The sequence below is a fragment of the Methanosarcina mazei S-6 genome (assembly GCF_000970205.1).
Taxonomy (GTDB): domain Archaea; phylum Halobacteriota; class Methanosarcinia; order Methanosarcinales; family Methanosarcinaceae; genus Methanosarcina; species Methanosarcina mazei.
The window spans coordinates 1,372,967-1,390,010 of sequence record NZ_CP009512.1 but is presented as its reverse complement, the minus strand read 5'-3'; the positions used below and the strand labels follow the sequence as shown (position 1 = coordinate 1,390,010).

Annotated in this window: 14 protein-coding genes and 1 pseudogene; 11 read left to right on the top strand and 4 right to left on the bottom strand. The window is 41.3% G+C overall.

Annotated elements, in window-relative coordinates:
- Positions 1–285: 285 nt before the first annotated feature.
- Both MSMAS_RS17830 and MSMAS_RS18690 read left to right on the top strand, forming a co-directional pair.
- The gene (locus MSMAS_RS17830) at positions 286–3,066 is read left to right on the top strand and encodes a PAS domain S-box protein (RefSeq protein ID WP_230633347.1); all 2,781 of its coding nucleotides are present in this window, start codon (positions 286–288) and stop codon (positions 3,064–3,066) included.
- Between the two features lie 88 nt (positions 3,067–3,154).
- Positions 3,155–3,301: a sensor histidine kinase gene (locus MSMAS_RS18690; RefSeq protein ID WP_155395345.1), complete on the top strand. Its 147-nt coding sequence runs from the start codon at positions 3,155–3,157 to the stop codon at positions 3,299–3,301.
- Positions 3,302–3,333: 32 nt separating this feature from the next.
- On the opposite strand, the gene MSMAS_RS19730 is transcribed toward MSMAS_RS18690, so the two are convergent.
- Positions 3,334–3,465, bottom strand: coding sequence for a hypothetical protein (locus MSMAS_RS19730; RefSeq protein WP_259637115.1), 132 nt, complete (start codon positions 3,463–3,465; stop codon positions 3,334–3,336).
- A 513-nt stretch (positions 3,466–3,978) separates the two neighbouring features.
- On the opposite strand from MSMAS_RS19730, the gene MSMAS_RS06095 reads away from it, so the two are divergent.
- A complete protein-coding gene (locus MSMAS_RS06095) occupies positions 3,979–4,626 on the top strand; it encodes a hypothetical protein (RefSeq protein WP_048038672.1) in 648 nt (215 codons plus the stop codon).
- 213 nt (positions 4,627–4,839) lie between these two features.
- Here the strand turns inward: MSMAS_RS06095 and MSMAS_RS18685 are convergent, their stop codons facing one another.
- Positions 4,840–4,992 carry a hypothetical protein gene (locus MSMAS_RS18685; RefSeq protein WP_155395344.1) on the bottom strand — a complete coding sequence of 51 codons (153 nt, stop codon included), beginning with the start codon at positions 4,990–4,992 and terminating at the stop codon, positions 4,840–4,842.
- A gap of 593 nt (positions 4,993–5,585) precedes the next feature.
- On the opposite strand from MSMAS_RS18685, the gene MSMAS_RS06090 reads away from it, so the two are divergent.
- The 8 genes and pseudogenes from MSMAS_RS06090 to MSMAS_RS06060 all read left to right on the top strand — a co-directional run bounded on the left by MSMAS_RS06090 (position 5,586) and on the right by MSMAS_RS06060 (position 14,836).
- Positions 5,586–7,592, top strand: a complete 2,007-nt coding sequence (locus tag MSMAS_RS06090) for an alpha-amylase family glycosyl hydrolase (RefSeq protein ID WP_048038674.1) — start codon at positions 5,586–5,588, stop codon at positions 7,590–7,592.
- Positions 7,593–7,979: 387 nt separating this feature from the next.
- Positions 7,980–8,129, top strand: coding sequence for a hypothetical protein (locus tag MSMAS_RS18680; protein ID WP_155397867.1), 150 nt, complete (start codon positions 7,980–7,982; stop codon positions 8,127–8,129).
- 28 nt (positions 8,130–8,157) lie between these two features.
- Complete coding sequence (locus MSMAS_RS06085; protein ID WP_050035715.1) at positions 8,158–10,341, top strand: amylo-alpha-1,6-glucosidase; 2,184 nt, start codon at positions 8,158–8,160, stop codon at positions 10,339–10,341.
- A gap of 443 nt (positions 10,342–10,784) precedes the next feature.
- Positions 10,785–12,413, top strand: coding sequence for a hydroxylamine reductase (gene hcp / locus MSMAS_RS06080; RefSeq protein WP_048038676.1), 1,629 nt, complete (start codon positions 10,785–10,787; stop codon positions 12,411–12,413).
- A gap of 154 nt (positions 12,414–12,567) precedes the next feature.
- Positions 12,568–12,906, top strand: coding sequence for a cupin domain-containing protein (locus MSMAS_RS06075; protein WP_048038525.1), 339 nt, complete (start codon positions 12,568–12,570; stop codon positions 12,904–12,906).
- Between the two features lie 45 nt (positions 12,907–12,951).
- Positions 12,952–13,380, top strand: coding sequence for an ester cyclase (locus MSMAS_RS06070; RefSeq protein WP_048038526.1), 429 nt, complete (start codon positions 12,952–12,954; stop codon positions 13,378–13,380).
- Positions 13,381–13,937, top strand: a pseudogene (locus MSMAS_RS06065) (glycosyltransferase family 4 protein); the annotation flags it as partial. It lies immediately after the preceding gene.
- 545 nt (positions 13,938–14,482) lie between these two features.
- Positions 14,483–14,836 (top strand): DUF488 domain-containing protein, encoded by a 354-nt coding sequence (locus MSMAS_RS06060; RefSeq protein WP_048038679.1) that lies wholly within the window; start codon positions 14,483–14,485, stop codon positions 14,834–14,836.
- A gap of 223 nt (positions 14,837–15,059) precedes the next feature.
- Here MSMAS_RS06060 and MSMAS_RS06055 read toward each other — a convergent pair whose 3' ends face one another.
- Both MSMAS_RS06055 and MSMAS_RS06050 read right to left on the bottom strand, forming a co-directional pair.
- Positions 15,060–16,058, bottom strand: a complete 999-nt coding sequence (locus MSMAS_RS06055) for a catalase family peroxidase (RefSeq protein WP_080925746.1) — start codon at positions 16,056–16,058, stop codon at positions 15,060–15,062.
- Positions 16,059–16,638: 580 nt separating this feature from the next.
- The gene (locus tag MSMAS_RS06050) at positions 16,639–16,965 is read right to left on the bottom strand and encodes a DUF2769 domain-containing protein (protein WP_048038529.1); all 327 of its coding nucleotides are present in this window, start codon (positions 16,963–16,965) and stop codon (positions 16,639–16,641) included.
- Between the last annotated feature and the right edge of the window lie 79 nt (positions 16,966–17,044).

Sequence of the window (17,044 nt, the reverse complement as noted above, 5' to 3'; positions counted from 1 at the left end):
GAATTAAGATGTCCAGATAACCGATTGAGTTTTTAACTATCAAAAATTTCTTATGGGTTTCGATTGATAAAAAATGGTTTTTGGGGCCAGCTCTGATAATTAAAAGTTAATCTGTTGTGGTAATTATAGATACGGCGCTATCAGCGTTATTAAATGAGCGTATATGTTCTAGACTGACAAAAGCTCGTTTACTATATATAATCTAGTTGAATAAAGAAGTAAATAAACTCTGGCGCAGGCCTGGAGCCATTTTATTAATTATATTGAAATATGGGGTATGAAAAAATGAACTCAGTCAGAGGCATCCAGAAATGGCTGGCATTTGGGTTGAGTGCGGAGCAGGAGGATCGCTTCCGACAGGCTAACTTTGGTGAGGACATATCTCAGGCCCGGATTTTTATTTTTCTGGTCCTCCTGCCCTTTGTAGCTCTTCTGGTCAATGACTATGGTTTTCTTGGGTTTTCAGGTAAATTCTATGCGCTTTTAGCGCTTAGACTTGTTTTTACTGCGTACACAGTCCTGTTCCTCAAAAGCCTTAAAGAACTTTCAAACTATCACTCCTATGACCGGGCTGTATTCTTTTGGGTTCTTTTTTTCGCGCTTGCCAACATCGCGATTAATTCGACCCGACCTGAAAACTTTGTCGCTCATACAATTGTCACAGTCCTCGCGGTCTTCATCATAGTTCTCGCTATCCCAAACCGGTTTACAAACCAGGTTATTATGGCTCTGGTGTACACTATCGGGCAGACATTAATTATTGTACCCGGTCTGAGGGTATCGCCACAAGCTTCCTTTGTGGTGCTCCTCAGCATGTTAATGGTGAATGCCATTGCCGTTATATCTAGCTGGCTGCTTCATTTCTGGCGCAGGCGGGAATTTCTGACTCGCGAGGAAATACAAAAGTCAAGGGTGGAAACTGAAATACAGCTTATCGAGCGCAAGAAAGCTGAAGAGGCGCTACGTGAGAGTGAAGCATTACTTTTCGCTTTTCTCGAGCAGCTACCAGTAGGTACCGGACTCTTTGACCCCCAAGGACGCCGGTTGATCAGCAATAGTTTACTCAGCGACCTCGTGAGTGGCTCAATTCCATCGCGTGACTCTGAAAATAGCTGGCGTTGGCGAACATGGGGAGCTGATGGTCACCTGATTCCGCAATCCGAATGGCCCGGAGCAAGAGCACTTAAAGGCGAGAACGTAACTCCAGGGTTAGATTTTCTCTATACTTTCGACGGTGGGCTAGAAATCTGGACTCGCGTAAGCTCTGTACCTTTCCGCAACAAGTCTGGGGAGATCAAAGGCATTATTACTGTTATCCAGGACATCGACAAGCAAAAGCAGGCCGAGGAGGCATTAAAAAGAAGCGAAAAAGGCCTTGCTGAAGCTCAGAGAATATCTCACCTTGGAAATTGGGATAGGAATCTTGCAACTGATAAATTGTACTGGTCTGATGAATTGTATCGTATTTTTGGACTTAAACCTCAAGAATTTGAAATGACTTATGATACATTCTTAGATTATGTACATCCAGAAGATCGAGACTATGTAGATAAAGCCGTTAAAAAAGCTCTAAACGAAGGTTCCTTTGATATTAATTATAGGATTGTATCAGCTAATGGAGAAGAACGAGTAGTCCATTCTCAAAGCAAAGTTGTTTTTAGTGAGAAGAATACCCCTGTTCGGATTAGAGGGATAATCCAGGATATTACCGAACATATAAAAGGAGAAGAAAAAATTCAGCACCTGGCAAACGTTGTGGAGTCATCAGATGATTCTATTTTTTCACAATCTCTTAAAGGCATTGTTACCAGCTGGAATAAAGGAGCAGAGCAGGTATATGGTTATTCGGCTGAAGAGATTCTGGGGAAAAATGTCTCAACACTTGAGCCAGAGAATTTAAAAGGGGAAATAAAAAAGCTGATTGAGAGAGTTAAAAATAACGAGAAAATAAGATACTACGAAACTTTACGATTAAGAAAAGACGGCACATTAATAAATGTTTCAGTAACTCTTTCTCCAGTTTTCAGTTCTTCTGGAGAACTTATGGCGGTTTCAACTATTGCCAGAGATATTACTGAGCGCAAGCGGGCAGATGAGGTTTTACGGAAGAGTGAGGAGCGCTTCCGCGCTCTTGTGACAGCCAGTTCGGAAGTGATATACCGCATGAGCCCGGATTGGAGATGTATGAACCGGCTTTGTGGCCGGGGTTTTCTTTCCGACACGGAAAACCTGAACCCCACCTGGCTTCAGGAATATATCCTCCCGGAAGACCAGCCATACGTGACAGCCGTCATCAATGAAGCCATTCGGACGAAAAGCATTTTCGAACTGGAGCATCGGGTCAGGCAAGCAGACGGCAGCATTGGATGGACTTCCTCACGTGCAGTTCCGCTTCTCGATAAGAATGGCGAAATAATTGAATGGTTCGGTGCCTCCAGCGACATCACAGAGCGCAAGCAGGCAGAGGAAGCTCTGGCAAAAATGGACATTGCCCGCCAGAAGGAAATTCATCACAGGATAAAAAATAACCTGCAAGTTATTTCTTCCCTCCTGGATCTTACGGCTGAGAGATTCAATAACAGAGGGTGTATTCAGGATTCCGAAGTCCTTAAAGCTTTCAGAGAAAGCCAGGACAGAGTTATATCCATGGCTCTGATACACGAGGAACTGTACAAAGGTGAAGGGTTCGAAACTTTGAACTTCTCATCCTATATTGAGGAACTTGCTGAGAACCTTCTACAGACTTATGTAGTCGGAAATCTCGATATTAACTTGAAGATGAATCTGGAGGAAAATGCATTCTTTGATATGGACACTGCAGTTCCTTTAGGAATGATTGTCAATGAACTTGTTTCGAACTCTCTTAAACATGCATTTCCCGATAGAAAGGAAGGAGAAATCCGGATAGAACTGTATAAAGAAGAAAACGGAGAATGTACAAAAAGCATAAACGAAGACTGTAAGATTACCAATTTCGTTCTGACCGTTTCAGATAATGGCGTGGGCATTCCTGAAAAATTCGATATGGAAAGTATTGACACTCTTGGCATGCAGCTAGTGTCATGAACATTTAGTTTTTGGTCATTTTATAAGTTAAGAATCGTTATGTATTGACATAGAAATACTATAAATTATGCTCAATAATTAAATTGTCATGACACTAGTAACTTCCCTTGTAGACCAGCTTGATGGCGAGCTTGAATTGAAAAGAGACAATGGGACAGAATTCTCTGTGCGTTTTACGGTGACAGATAGAGATAATCAGTCATCTGCGCAAGGAATCAAACAATCAATTGAATAATATCATTTATATTGAGATCATCCATATTGAGATCATCCCAAAACTTGATTTAATCTCATTATTGCTGCTAATATTATAACTCCCAGGTAGGATATTTCTTTTATTTCATACCTTGTAAACACCTTTTTACATGCCTCTATCCAGCTAAAGAAATTTTCGATCATACTCTTCTTTTTGAACTCATTCCATCTACCTTTATCGGACTTTCTCTCTTCTTTTTCTTTCTATTTCTAATGTTTCCTGGTATATGGACTTTATTCAGTGTCTAAATTCCTATGTTGAATTCCTATGTTGATCTTAACTATAAGAGGGTCGCCCGCAAAAGATCAAAGGAAGGTTCGGAGATTATCCGTATGGAGGTTATTGCGTTTGAATTGCAGCACTTACACCAGATTCTAATTGAACCTTAATATTTTTACAGTTCTTTTTTACAGTTCGTTTATATCTATAATTTTAAGGAGTGGTAGAAAACAACTTCAAATTTCCACTCTGGAAATAGCTTTATAATCCCAATTTTCAAGTCATATCACAGACAAATCAGCATATAATGGTTTGAAATTATATTTTCTTCATTCCTTAAGCATGATGAAAACGAGAAGATAAGATAACGGATTCTGGAAGAGCTCCCGAGACCGACGTATCCCCCAATGTTAGAAGCTAATATGGAAGGATAAGGAATGGACTTTTCACCCGAGGACAGGGCGTGGTTTGACAGTAATCCTGATATTAAATTCGGCTCTAAGGAGTTGGGCTTTGGCGGTGCTGGTATAGTTTATGAACTCGATAATAATCCTAATCTTGTGATCAAAGTACCAAAACGGTTCATACCTTATACTGATACTGAAAAAATGCAAGATATTGATACAAGAACTAAGTTATTTAGGGTGCTGCTTCTTAAAGAAATCGAAACTTACAACAAACTTAAAAAACTGAAAATTATTATCCCTACTCGAGTTGTAAAGCTTGGAGTAAAAACAGCAAGCGGAGAGGACTATTTAGGATTAGTTCGACCCAAATTAAAAACTTCTTTATCAGATTTAATAAAGCTATCAGATGAACAACTTTTCGAGTTTCGAGAAAATCTGGTCGAGCTTAGCGAAGCGGGCTATGAGGTTGCAGGGTGGCTTCAGGTGGGGATAGACAGTCTGGGAAAAGTCCAGATTTACGATATTGGGGATATAAAACACTGTGAAGATAAAAAAAGTGCGTATAGTAGAAATGGTAATACGTGGTATACATTTTTATATTGCACTGAAAAAGTAAAATATTTTTTTAGTGATCCATCAAGGACAAAGACTTTTTTCAAGCTTTACAAACTCTATTAACTGATTTTCCATTTATCCTTTTTTTAGCATCGACCTTTTTTTCCGGTCATCTCTAGAAAATTGAAGACTCTATGTTCCATTGGAACTTTATCTATATCTTTATCTTTCATCTTTATTGCCGGCTGCTTGTTCATGTTTAATTCAATTTTTCGTAGAGGGTATTCATGATTGTCGCTTAGATTCGCTCAAGGACCCGAGGCTCCCCTACGTCTTCTACGAAAATGCGAAATGCCGCCAGTTGTTTTCTAGCAGCCGCCGCCAGCTCGCTTTTTTCCTGCGCTCGTACTCATTGAGTTTCTCTGGCGTCCAGCCCCATCCATGCCATATCTCTTTTCTGACCCTGTATTTCACGGCAGATATGTCCAAGACTGTTTAATCCCCGCTCAGGTATTTCCTGGTATGCTTGTGGAAACGTGTGGGTATAGACCGGCGTGTAATTCCTGCCACATAGATTATGTAACCAGTTTCTTATACAGAGGTCAACAAGTGGACGCCACGATTTTCAGGAATCACGGGAAGATTGGATTCTGTCTCAAATTTTGGCCATGCGTATGGGCCTGTCCGCTAAATGTCTATAGTCGTTTCTGTTTCAGTCGGAATATTATCGTAAAAGAAAACCGTTTTATTCTTTTTTTCGTTTTTATCATCATATAAATAGTAAATAATGTTTTCTGGTATCGTTTACATTCCAAATATAATCTCCTCTGGAAAATTACCCCAACATTCGCACAACCAGCCGCAAATCAGATAAAAAAACATTAGCATCCAGCATCAGACAATAATAAAAAAATAAATAAATACATTAAGAAGTACGTAATAAAGAAACATAGTTATTTTTGTATTTTTGTTGTCTTATAATACCTGAGAGGATCGAATAAGAGAACTGGAATCTAATACAAAATATAGGCGATTATCGTGGGTTTGTTTGATTTTGCACCGATCTCGAGAGAGGATGTCTGATGGCACACGAAATTCCAAAACAAAATGAGATAGATTTTGAACCGGCATTGGAAAAAGTCTATGGAGAAGACAGCATAGTTGAGATGTTTGCAAACTCTCTGGAAATTATTGAAAGAGCCGAACCAGAACTCATAACCTTTTTAAAACAACTTGAAATTGATATTAAACCAGCATTGGAAAAGGTCTATGGAGAAGACAAAGTAGATGAGATGTTTGCAAATATCCTGGAAATTATTGAAAGAATTAGATCGGAACGTACAGCTTCTTTAAAAATGGAAGATATCACAAGAGATAGCAGCTGGTATAAAGATGAAATAATGTACACGTTTTATGCAGATCAATTTGGCGTAAAAAATGAAAATGCTGCCAATACATTTAAAGATTTAATAGAAATGCTCCCTTATCTTAAAGATCTGGGAGTAACAACACTTTATATTTTGCCGTTTATGGATTCTCCGATGGGCGACGCGGGCTTTGATGTTCGAGACCCTCAAAAAATTAGAGAAGACCTTGGTGGGATGGATGAATTTGATCAGTTTATAGGAGAAGCGAAAAAATATGGGTTTAAAATCCAGGCAGATTTAGTATTGAATCATTTTTCGGACCAGCATGAATGGTTCCAGGACGCTTTAAACGGTGATGTCAGTAAACTGGGTTATTTCATATTTCGAAAAGAACCACCGGAGTATGAACGTTCGCAGGACGGTACGATAATTAAATATATTGAAGAAGACTGGACCCCTCCATCAGAAAGGAGGATGATTTTTACTGATGCCTGTGAAGAAACTCACTATAGAAAAATCAGCATTGGTGGAGAGGATTATTATTTCTATCATACTTTTTATCCTTTCCAGCTTGATATAAACTGGGAAAATCCTGAAGTTCTTTACTATGTCTTGGAGAAAATGATAGGTTTTTGGAGCAATAAAGGTATAGATATATTTAGATTAGACGCTATCCCTTTTCTTATAAAAGAAAAGGGTACAAATGCTGAAAATCAACCAAAGACCCACTGTATTATCAAAATTCTAAGTTCATTTAATCAGGCAATCGGCCCCAGATCGATTTTCCACGCTGAAGCTTGTGAGCCCCCGGAAGAGGTTCTTAAATATTTTGGTAAAGAACGCACCTTTAATATTTATGGAGGCGAAAATTTAACTCGAACAGATGGGGTTCAGGTTGCTTACAATTTCCCTCATATGCCTGCGATTTGGGCAAGTCTGATTACAGAAAATAATGAATTTTTTTGGAATGTACATGAGGAAACTCCTGCTATCCCGGAATCCACCGCATGGGCTCAATTTTTAAGAGTACATGATGAATTGACCGTTGAAATGGCTGATATTAGTACTCGAGAAATTATTTATGGTTCATTAATTTCAAAAGGTGAAGAATTTAAGGGTCTTGGAATTAGCGGCAGAATGGCTAATTTCTTAGACGAAAATCCCGCGAAAATCAAACTTGCTTTTGCTATACTTCTTTCTCTCCCCGGGATACCTGTGATTTACTATGGAGATGAAATTGGAGCCAAAAACAACACGGAATATGGAAAAAAAGCCGAAAAAAAGCGTAAGGAAATTCTAAATAAAATAAATATAAACTTAAGCTGTTTTGATAGCCGTGATATTAACCGTGGTCCTATTTTAAAGAGCGACTTCTATAGTTCAAAGAAAGATAATATAATCTACAAAACAGTCAGGAACTTAATAGAAGTGCGAAAAGGGATACCTGTTTTAGGAAGAGGAAAATTATCCAGGTTAGAATCAGACAAAAAAGAGATTTTTTCCTATCTGATAGATAGTGATGATCAGTATGTAATCATTGTAAATAATTTATCTGGAGAAGAATTGGAGACTTCTCTTACATTATTAAATGATTTAGCTGAAAAGATCAATAAAACGACATGTATGGTCAATCTTATTAACCGTGAAAAAATAAACGTTTGTTTAAAATGTGAAAAATTAATCGTTTCTCTTGAGCCGTACCAAACCCTGTGGTTGAACTAATCCCAAAACCTCTAATCTTAATTAAAATAAAGAAGATGGTAGATGCTGGAGTTGGTAGATGCTATGGTCTCTCTTTTAAGGGAACTGAAACTTTCGGATAAACAGCAAAGCAAGAGTACTTTCCTGGATATGGTTAATTGTATTTTCCTAATGTGTAGAATTCAAGCATATAGGCTGTAATCATCGTCATATAGGTTATCACAACCAGCAAGAAGTGTCCGGTGGTACTTGCTGATAATGAATTAACAGTTGAAGATATTAACATCGCTTCTTAATCAGGCAAGTGCATAAAACAGGTGAAAATGAATACTTACTCCAAAAACTGTGCAACTCTTGGACCTTACGAAAAACTAGCACTTATTGAGATCTTATAAAAACTAGCGTTCATTGAGATTGATTTCATATGTAAAAAACTCTGCTTACGCCAATAACGATGAAAAGCAGATTCCCTGGATGTGCGACCAGTCCGACTATGCAGTTTTTGTAAGAAGCGACCTTACGGCAGAGCCTGTCCTGAAGGCTGCAGCCACTATATAAAATTGATATCATGTTTTGAGGAATTTGCATGCTAGAGCTTTCTGAACGAGAGAAAATCCCTGAAGCATGGGACATATACAAGAGACATACCCTGTCCAATAGCATCATCAACAGTATGGTCATAAGGGATAATGGGCTGACGTTCGTAACGCAAGAGAATGGCGAGATACCTATTATAGAAAATTACGGATATGGCCTCTATTACCGTGACTGCAGGTACCTGAGCGGTTTTCTCATGCGGCTCATGGATATGCCTCCAACGCAGGTTCTATCCAGTGACGTGAGAGGGTTTAGATCAACTCTTATGGTCACCAACCCGGAAATGAAGGATTGCACGGGCACCACCGTCCCCAAAGAAACGCTTCTTGGCACTATTGCCACGGTCATACCGGGCTGCATCCGGCACAGCCAGACTATCCGGAACTTCAACACGTTCCCTGTGACCCTGAGCCTTACTTTTGAATTCAACGCAGATTTCGCAGACATGTTCACAGTCAGGGGCATCGCCCCACCGACCTCCGGAGAAGTGTTGCCTACCAGGTTCGATGGCAAAAAGCTTTACTTATCCTACGAGGGAGAGGACAAACTTCATCGCAACACAATCATTGCATTTGATCCATTGCCCACAAGGGTCGAAGGAAAAAAATGCACATTTGAACTGGATATATCCCCACGCGGGTCACAGACAGTTGATGTGGAAATCTCCGTAGAGGAGATCGAGCCCGGCCAGGAACCTGAGCGGCCAGTGAAAGATCCCGATGAGCGAATGAACCAGATTATAAGGTCCTACGTCAAGGCCCTCGAATACAGTGACAGCATACCAACCAGCAACAACATTTTCAACAGCATCATGGTGCGCTCACTGTCTGACCTGAAAATGATGCGCATGAGCCTTAACGGTGATGTGTTCCATTCGGCCGGGGTGCCCTGGTATGACACATTATTCGGGCGAGATAGCATAATCTCAGCTCTCCAGCTATTGCCTTTCGATGCAGGGCTGGCAAAAAGCACACTGCTGGTGAACGCAAAATTCCAGAGCAACAGATCAGATAACTGGAGGGACCAGGAGCCCGGCAAAATGCTTCACGAGCTGAGGCAGGGCGAGCTAGCGAACCTGAACCTGATCCCGCATTCGCCTTACTACGGCACTGTCGATGCTACTCCTCTGTTCCTGATCCTCCTGGCCGAATACGTAAACTGGACCGGGGACATCGAACTGGTCAAGCAGCTGGAAGGCAATGTGGATATGGCCCTGGAATGGATCGATGTCTACGCCAATCTGGAAGGAAATGGTTTTGCCTACTATGCGGTGAGATCCCCAATGGGCATTTACAACCAGGGATGGAAGGACTCTCCCGATTCCATCAGCCGCTCGGATGGCACTCTGGCGAAACAACCGGTCGCCGTTGCCGAAGTACAGGGATACGTGTACATGGCGAAGAGGCAACTTGCACCTCTATTCAGGCAGCTGGGACGGGAAAATGATGCAGCAAGGCTGGAAAAGGAAGCAAGGGAACTGAAAGAGAGGTTCAACCGTGAATTCTGGATGAAAGACAGTCAATTTTTCGCCCAGGCACTGGATGCGGAAGGCGTATGTGACGTGATATCGTCTAACCCGGCACAGTGCCTGTGGACAGGAATTATCGATCAAAAATACGTAAAATACCTGGTCGACAGGATCTTCAGAGACGACATGTTCACCGAATGGGGCATTCGCACGCTATCATCTAAAGAGCAGCGGTACAACCCGCTGGGATATCACAACGGCACGGTCTGGCCGCATGACAACGCAATCATTAGCATGGGCTTGAGAAAATACGGGTTCATCAATGAAATGTCCTTATTGTTCACAGGCATATACGAGGCGGCCAGGACGTTCGAGGGCTACCGCCTGCCGGAATGCTTCAGTGGGCTTACTCGCTCTGAGTACGACATCCCCGTGAAATACCCGATAGCCTGTAGCCCGCAGGCATGGGCGTCTGGAACCATACCATGTATGCTCACAGCCTGCCTGGGCATAGCTCCTGATGCCCTGAACAACCGGCTGATTATCAACAAGCCACATCTGCCTTCTTGGCTGGACAATGTGCAGTTCAACAACATGAAAGTTGGAAACACATTGACCGCTCTGAATTTCAGGAAGGCCGAGTACGAGACGCTGGTCAACGTATCAAAGAAGATCGGGGACATCAATGTGCTCATCGAGTATTAAATTTTGGGAATGAATAAAAAAGAAACTAATTGAAAAAAAATTGAATGAAACTGGATAACAATAGAATTAGAGCGTATGGCAAAAGTAACAATATACACCACAGGCACCTGCCCGGTGTCTACAGAATCAAGACCATTACTGAGGTGGAATTAATGTTGGCCAGCTTTGTCCCGTGTCCAGGCTTCCTTCCCAGCTTACCTCCGACAAAGATTGTGCATCCGGTTTTTTGTGAAATTGAATTTTTATTATTAAGGTACCCACATCGAAACTGTCTCCTATATATGAGCCACTATCGTATAGAAAATAGTTCCCTAATGTATTTTACAGATACATTCTACAAATATAGTACACTACACCTCAATGATTCAGAAACTGGATCTGCAGATATGAAAGAATGAAAAAACCGGGAGTAAACTGAATAACAGTTTTAAAGGTGATAAAATATGTTTTGTAATCAATGTCAAGAAACTTTTAAGTCAATAGGTTGTACGAAAAATGGAGTATGCGGCAAGAAAGGGGAAGTTGCAGATCTTCAGGACAGATTGATCTATGTCCTCAAAAGCATCTCTTTTTATAATCTTAAAGCAAGGGCTGCAGGTCTGAATGAAGAAGCAACAGATCGTTTTATTCTTGACGGCTTCTTTGCCACTCTTACTAACACTAATTTTGACAAGGAGGAAATTGAATCCTATATAAAGAAAGGATTTGAGCTCAGAGACAACATTAAGGCAAAGCTTCCTTCGGGAATAATAGATGCCGAAAAAGACCTGCCTGCAGTGGCTACAGTTACCCCTGAAAACATAGGAAATTTGGATGTTGCTGTTCACTCAACTGCAGATGAAGATATCCGATCCCTTAGAGAACTTCTCACCTACGGGATGAAGGGAATGGCCGCTTATGCACACCATGCCTATATTCTGGGATATAAAGATGAAGCAAGCTTTGAGTTTATAGAAAAAGGACTGTTTGCAACAACAGACGACAGCTTAGGAGTAGAAGCCCTAACCGGCCTTGTCCTGGAGTGCGGACAGAAAGGTGTCTCTGTCCTCGCCCTGCTTGACAGAGCAAATACAGAAACATATGGAAACCCTGAACCGACAGTAGTTAATATAGGTGTAAGAGATAGGCCTGGAATACTTATCAGTGGGCATGACCTGAGGGATCTCGAACAGCTCCTTGAGCAGACAAAGGGTACCGGAATAGATGTTTATACCCACGGAGAAATGCTGCCTGCAAACTCTTATCCTGCATTTAAGAAATATGACAATTTCGTAGGCAATTACGGAAATGCCTGGTGGAGACAGAACGAAGAGTTCGAAAAGTTCAACGGCCCCATCCTGCTGACAACAAACTGCATAATCCCACCAAGGGAATCATACAGAAACAGGATCTACACTACAGGAGTCGTGGGTTTTGAAGGGCTTACCCATATATATGAAAAAGAAGATGGCACAAAGGACTTTACTCCGCTTATAGAACAGGCAAAAATGAGCAAGCCACCCGAGCAACTGGAAAGTGGAACAATAGTCGGAGGTTTCGCACATGATGCAGCCATTTCTGTTGCAGATAAGATAATAGATGCCGTAAAAACCGGAAAGATCAGCAGGTTCATGGTCATGGCAGGCTGCGACGGCAGACATAAGGAAAGAGCTTACTACACAGATTTTGCAAAAGCCCTACCAAAAGACACCGTAATCCTGACAGCCGGCTGTGCAAAATACCGCTACAACAAACTGGATCTTGGAGATATAGAAGGAATCCCAAGAGTAATCGATGCAGGTCAGTGTAATGATTCATACTCTCTTGTAGTAATAGCTCAGAAACTTGCAGAGGCTTTCGGCCTCAAGGACATAAATGATCTCCCTGTTTCCTACAACATAGCATGGTATGAGCAAAAAGCCGTGCTTGTTCTGCTTGCCCTCCTGAGTCTTGGAGTAAAGAACATCACCCTGGGTCCTACACTCCCAGCCTTTGTTTCGCCGAACGTCCTTAAAGTGCTGGTTGAAAACTTCAATATCAGGCCAAACACAACCGTTGAAGCTGATATGAAAGTACTTCTGAATCAAGCTTGAACTTTATGAAGAAACTGGTGTTGCGTCAACAGCAAAATATCGCATAGATTAATTGTGATTTTCAGAAATTAAATCTCTGAACATTGACGCAACACTAACTAAATTATTAAAATATACTGAATAACATAAAATTATGGTTAAAAGAGGGAACAATATGAAAGTTATTGATATGGAATCTTCACCTGAAAAGCCGAATCCTCATAATGTAAGCGTTAGAATGCTCTATGATACAGAACATGCCCAAGCAGTACATATAGAACTAAAGCCAGGAGAAGCCTTAAAAAAGCATAGCACTCCAACAAATGTCTTTTTCTATATTCTTGAGGGGAAAGGCATTGTTGAGATTGGGGATGAGCAACAGGAGGTCAGCATGGATACGTTAATTGAAAGTCCTGCAAAAGTTCCTCACCGCCTTTTGAATCCCGGAGATGGAATCTTTAGAGTACTCGTTGTTAAAGTCCCGAGACAAACCGAATCCACACGCTTGCTGTGAAGCAAAATCACACAAACAGGATAAATAAAACAATAGAGGAGAAATATGTCTACAGAAGAGAATAAAGCAATAGTCCGTCGATTCTTTGAGGAAGGGCCCTCTAAAGGAAATCTAAATATTGCCAATGAACTGCTATCATCTGATTTCACTCTTCATGTTCCTCTTCCTGTATCTTCAGGAATAAATGGAATAAAAGAAGTAATCACCTCATGCAGAGCAGCCTTCGAACACCTCAATGTTACAATAGAAGATATGATTGCCGAAGGAGATAATGTGGCTGCTCGCTTCACAGCCCATGGTATACATAAAGGCGATTTTATGGGTCTGCCGGCCACAGAAAAAACAATAACCATGACTGGCATAGAGATCTTCCGTATTAAGGATGGTAAGATTGTCGAGTTGTGGGGTGAGGCTAACCTTCTCGGCCTGATGCAACAGTTAAGGAATTTTCCTTCACCTGGGAACCAGGGTTAATTTACTGGAAGGATGGCATATCAGAAAGGTCCTGACCTGCTAATAGAAGCTGCGGCAAAGGTTCTGAAAAAAGAATGCACAGTTTGTACTCACAGGAGAAGGGGAAATGCGCGCCCTTTGTGAATATCAAGCTCATAAACTTGGGATCGGAAATTCCTGTAACTTTCTTGGGTATGCCGCGGATAATACTGTGATAGACTGGTTTAATGCCTGTGACCTTGTTTGCATTCCTAGCAGGAACGAGCCTTTCGGAATTATCGTACTTGAAGCCTGGGACGCAAGTAAACCGATAGTTACAAGTGATCCTTGTAGGAGGCGCAACAAGGATGCTCGCCGTGGTTGAACTTGTGGAAAACTTCAAAACAGGCATTATTGCTTATAAAGAACCCTCTTCTATTGCCTGGGGCCTAAATTATATCCTTGAAAGGCTTGGTCGTAACAAGATGGGAGAAAAAGGGAACTATCTTCTTAAACAGAAATACAACTGGAAAACCATAGCTGAAAAAACTTTGAAAGTATATGAGAAGCTGGTTGAAAAGCACAAATCCAGTTTCTGAAAATCAAAAAACTGATATTTCTCTTAAAGCTATCAAGGTATTTTCACCCAAAAATGGGAACCTTTACAAGCAATTGCCTGAAAAAGGATCAGTATAATAAAATTTAAAGCCATCAAATTTAGATCTTCAATTTGCTGAGAATGAGTTTTCGTGTATATAAACTCACATTGGAAACAGTTGGTAGTATTTAAGGGAAAATATTGAGAGTCGAAAAGTTACGTGCGGAATCGGATCTTGAAGAATCAGAACTTTATGAGAGTTGCAGGACGGAATTAAAGCAGCTGAGGTGCGAGCATCTAAAATGAGAGACAAACTGATCTCGGCCAAGCAAGAAATGATGGAATTGAAAAGGAAATAGAACTATTAAAAAATAATATGCTACAAACTGCAATATTAGAATCAGCAACTCAGACTTCGGGCTATTGCTTTTAGTCGTTAAATCTGGACACGTAGAAACCATTTAGAGCCCATCCGGAAAGTAAAAAGTGAGTAGAGGAAAAAATGAACTCAGAAAATGTTTAAATAATTAAAAGGGGGGGAAGTAGTTGATTCGACTAAAAAGGATTTACGAACAACCATCAGACCATGATGGATTCAGGGTACTTGTAGACAGGCTTTGGCCCAGGGGACTTCGAAAAAACGAAGTCAGGCTTGACCTGTGGTTAAAGGAGATAGCTCCCAGGGACGAACTTAGAAAATGGTTTTCCCATGATCCTGAAAAATGGGAAGAGTTCAGGAAATGCTATCTTGAAGAACTGGAACTAAAGGAAGAATATGTACAGAAACTCATGGATAAAGCGAAAGAAACTGACCTGACCCTGCTCTATGCCGCAAAAAATGAGGATTTAAATAACGCCGCAGTTTTAAAGGAGTACCTGGACTCAAGATTAAAGAGATAGTGATCGCGAAAAATTGAATAGACAAAACTAGCTCTCCGATTCCGAACCATTTTAATAAAACTTGATGTTTCAATCTACCCAACGATCAAGAATTCTATTCTGAAATAAGGAATTTATTTGGAATCGCAGTACTAGTTACACAACATCAGCCGCAATTCACTGAAATTCTTTAAATGGAATGTTCATGGTTTTATCCGTTAATGACCTTCATTTTCCTGGTATATTATTGATGGCGGCGCCCGTATGAGATAACATAGGCAGCGTTACGAAACTGGATCATAGGGTCGGCCGGCTCGATTCCCTCGGGTAATTGGGCGGGAAGGAAGAGAAGATCACGTTCCACTGCATCAGTATCTGGGATAACTTTTGTGATCTCGATTAGGCCTATATCGGCGAGCCTGCGTGTGCCAGGCCACGCAATTGAAGGATCGTCTATTTTATCTCCCGGTTCCGATATTTGAACGCGTAAATCGAACTTAACTGGTGCGCGTGCCAGACGCTGGCGAATCTCGTCTGCAAGGTAATCAGGAGAAGCTTTTTCAATCTCCTCTGCAGACAAAAACTGGTTTCCCTCCTCAGGCTCGATGCGGTAACGACCAAAAACAACCTGATCCTGTGCATTGGTGAACTTGTAACTGTTGACTCCAAAATAAGTGAGCGTTGCATAGCTGACTGGCGGAGGCTGTTGTGATTCCAGGAACGACTTCGCAACTGGATGTGTTGCAAGGTAAGTGTCAGCCGGCGTCGGAGTAGCAGCTCCGGGTCCACTTGAGCCAATTGCAATCAGGAGTTCCCGAAACTCATCAGTAGTGGCGGAGGGAAATCCATTGAACGAATGTATCACAAGATCTGTCTCCGATCCGTCCGGTAGATGAAACTTCACTGCCATACCTCGCGGATTTGCAAGATCATCCGTGTCTGATATTGTAGGTATGCCTGCAAAATCGGAAAAACGAACTGTCACGGGGACTGCTGCGTTCTGAAAATGCGGCGCCTTACTCAATGCTGCCGCCGAAGGGCTGGGGAGAAATCTTCCCTCTAACACGATGCCCTTCGCATGGATTGCTCGATTATAGGTTTGCTTGCCGAAAACCAGATTGATTGCATCGACTAATTCAGCCGGTGTCGAGCTTTGGGGCGATGAAGCTTCTAGCTCTTCTTCTGCCCGTTTCTCTCCAATTTCGTCATTCAAAAAGGTATGATGCGCATCATCCAATGGCATTACAGACTCTCCTTTCAATTACTTTGCTTATTAGCTTCATGTTGAAAGACCTCCCAACCTTCTGTATTACAACGCAACCCAATATCATAGGTTAGCAACTCTTTGGGTGATAGCAATTCTTTATGGTGCTTTTTAATCATTGTTTCTCTAAAGAATGTTTATTCCAAAACTCACCAAAGACTGGCAGTTTTGCCCCTGTCTGATGTATTGAAAAAACCGAGCGAATCCTCGTTCACTGATCTTTAAGAGTCGTGCACATACTATTCGACGCATCCCTGCAGGTCTCAGCGTGATGTCCTTGACGATCTTGAAAGAGAGAAGAGTCGAGATGCCGATCGGGACTACCTGCTCCTTGTCTCCATGCAGAATCAGCTGGCACATCGAACTTCTTTGAGGAACCAGCTGATCACATACGCCTTCTTCCCCTCCTCAAAAATGCAAATAAAACATTGACAATTCTACAAGAGGTTGAACTGCTTCAGACAACAATATCGTAATAACTTCTTTTATGAACTAAAGTTTATTTCTGCCAATTTACTGTCTGCTTCCAGATATAGCATTTTTATTTTCTAATTATAAATCAGGTTGCTTTACCGTTCTGGCAGAAGTACATAGACGGCGTTCCTTCTCCGAGATTGTACTCTTTCCAGACTGCACAGGTATAACAAATGCATTGCTGGTTAGGGTTAAGATCCTGACAGGTGGTTTTGCCTGTGGAACAGTATACTCCTGGAACGTTTTGAGGCTCCGGAACATCTCCTTCCCGTGCAGTTTCCAACCCTTTCATAAAACTATCAAGTTTATCCATTGCACATTTGCTGTCAGCCTGGACAGGGCACTTTGGGCACATACATTTTTTGACATTCTCTAAAGTGTATGCAACTTTCGAATTCCCTCTCTTATCCATTTTATCCCCCGAATAATATTAATTAAAAAATATTCATTCTATATCTTAAATTTAGAACATAAAAGCCTTTTCAGTTTCC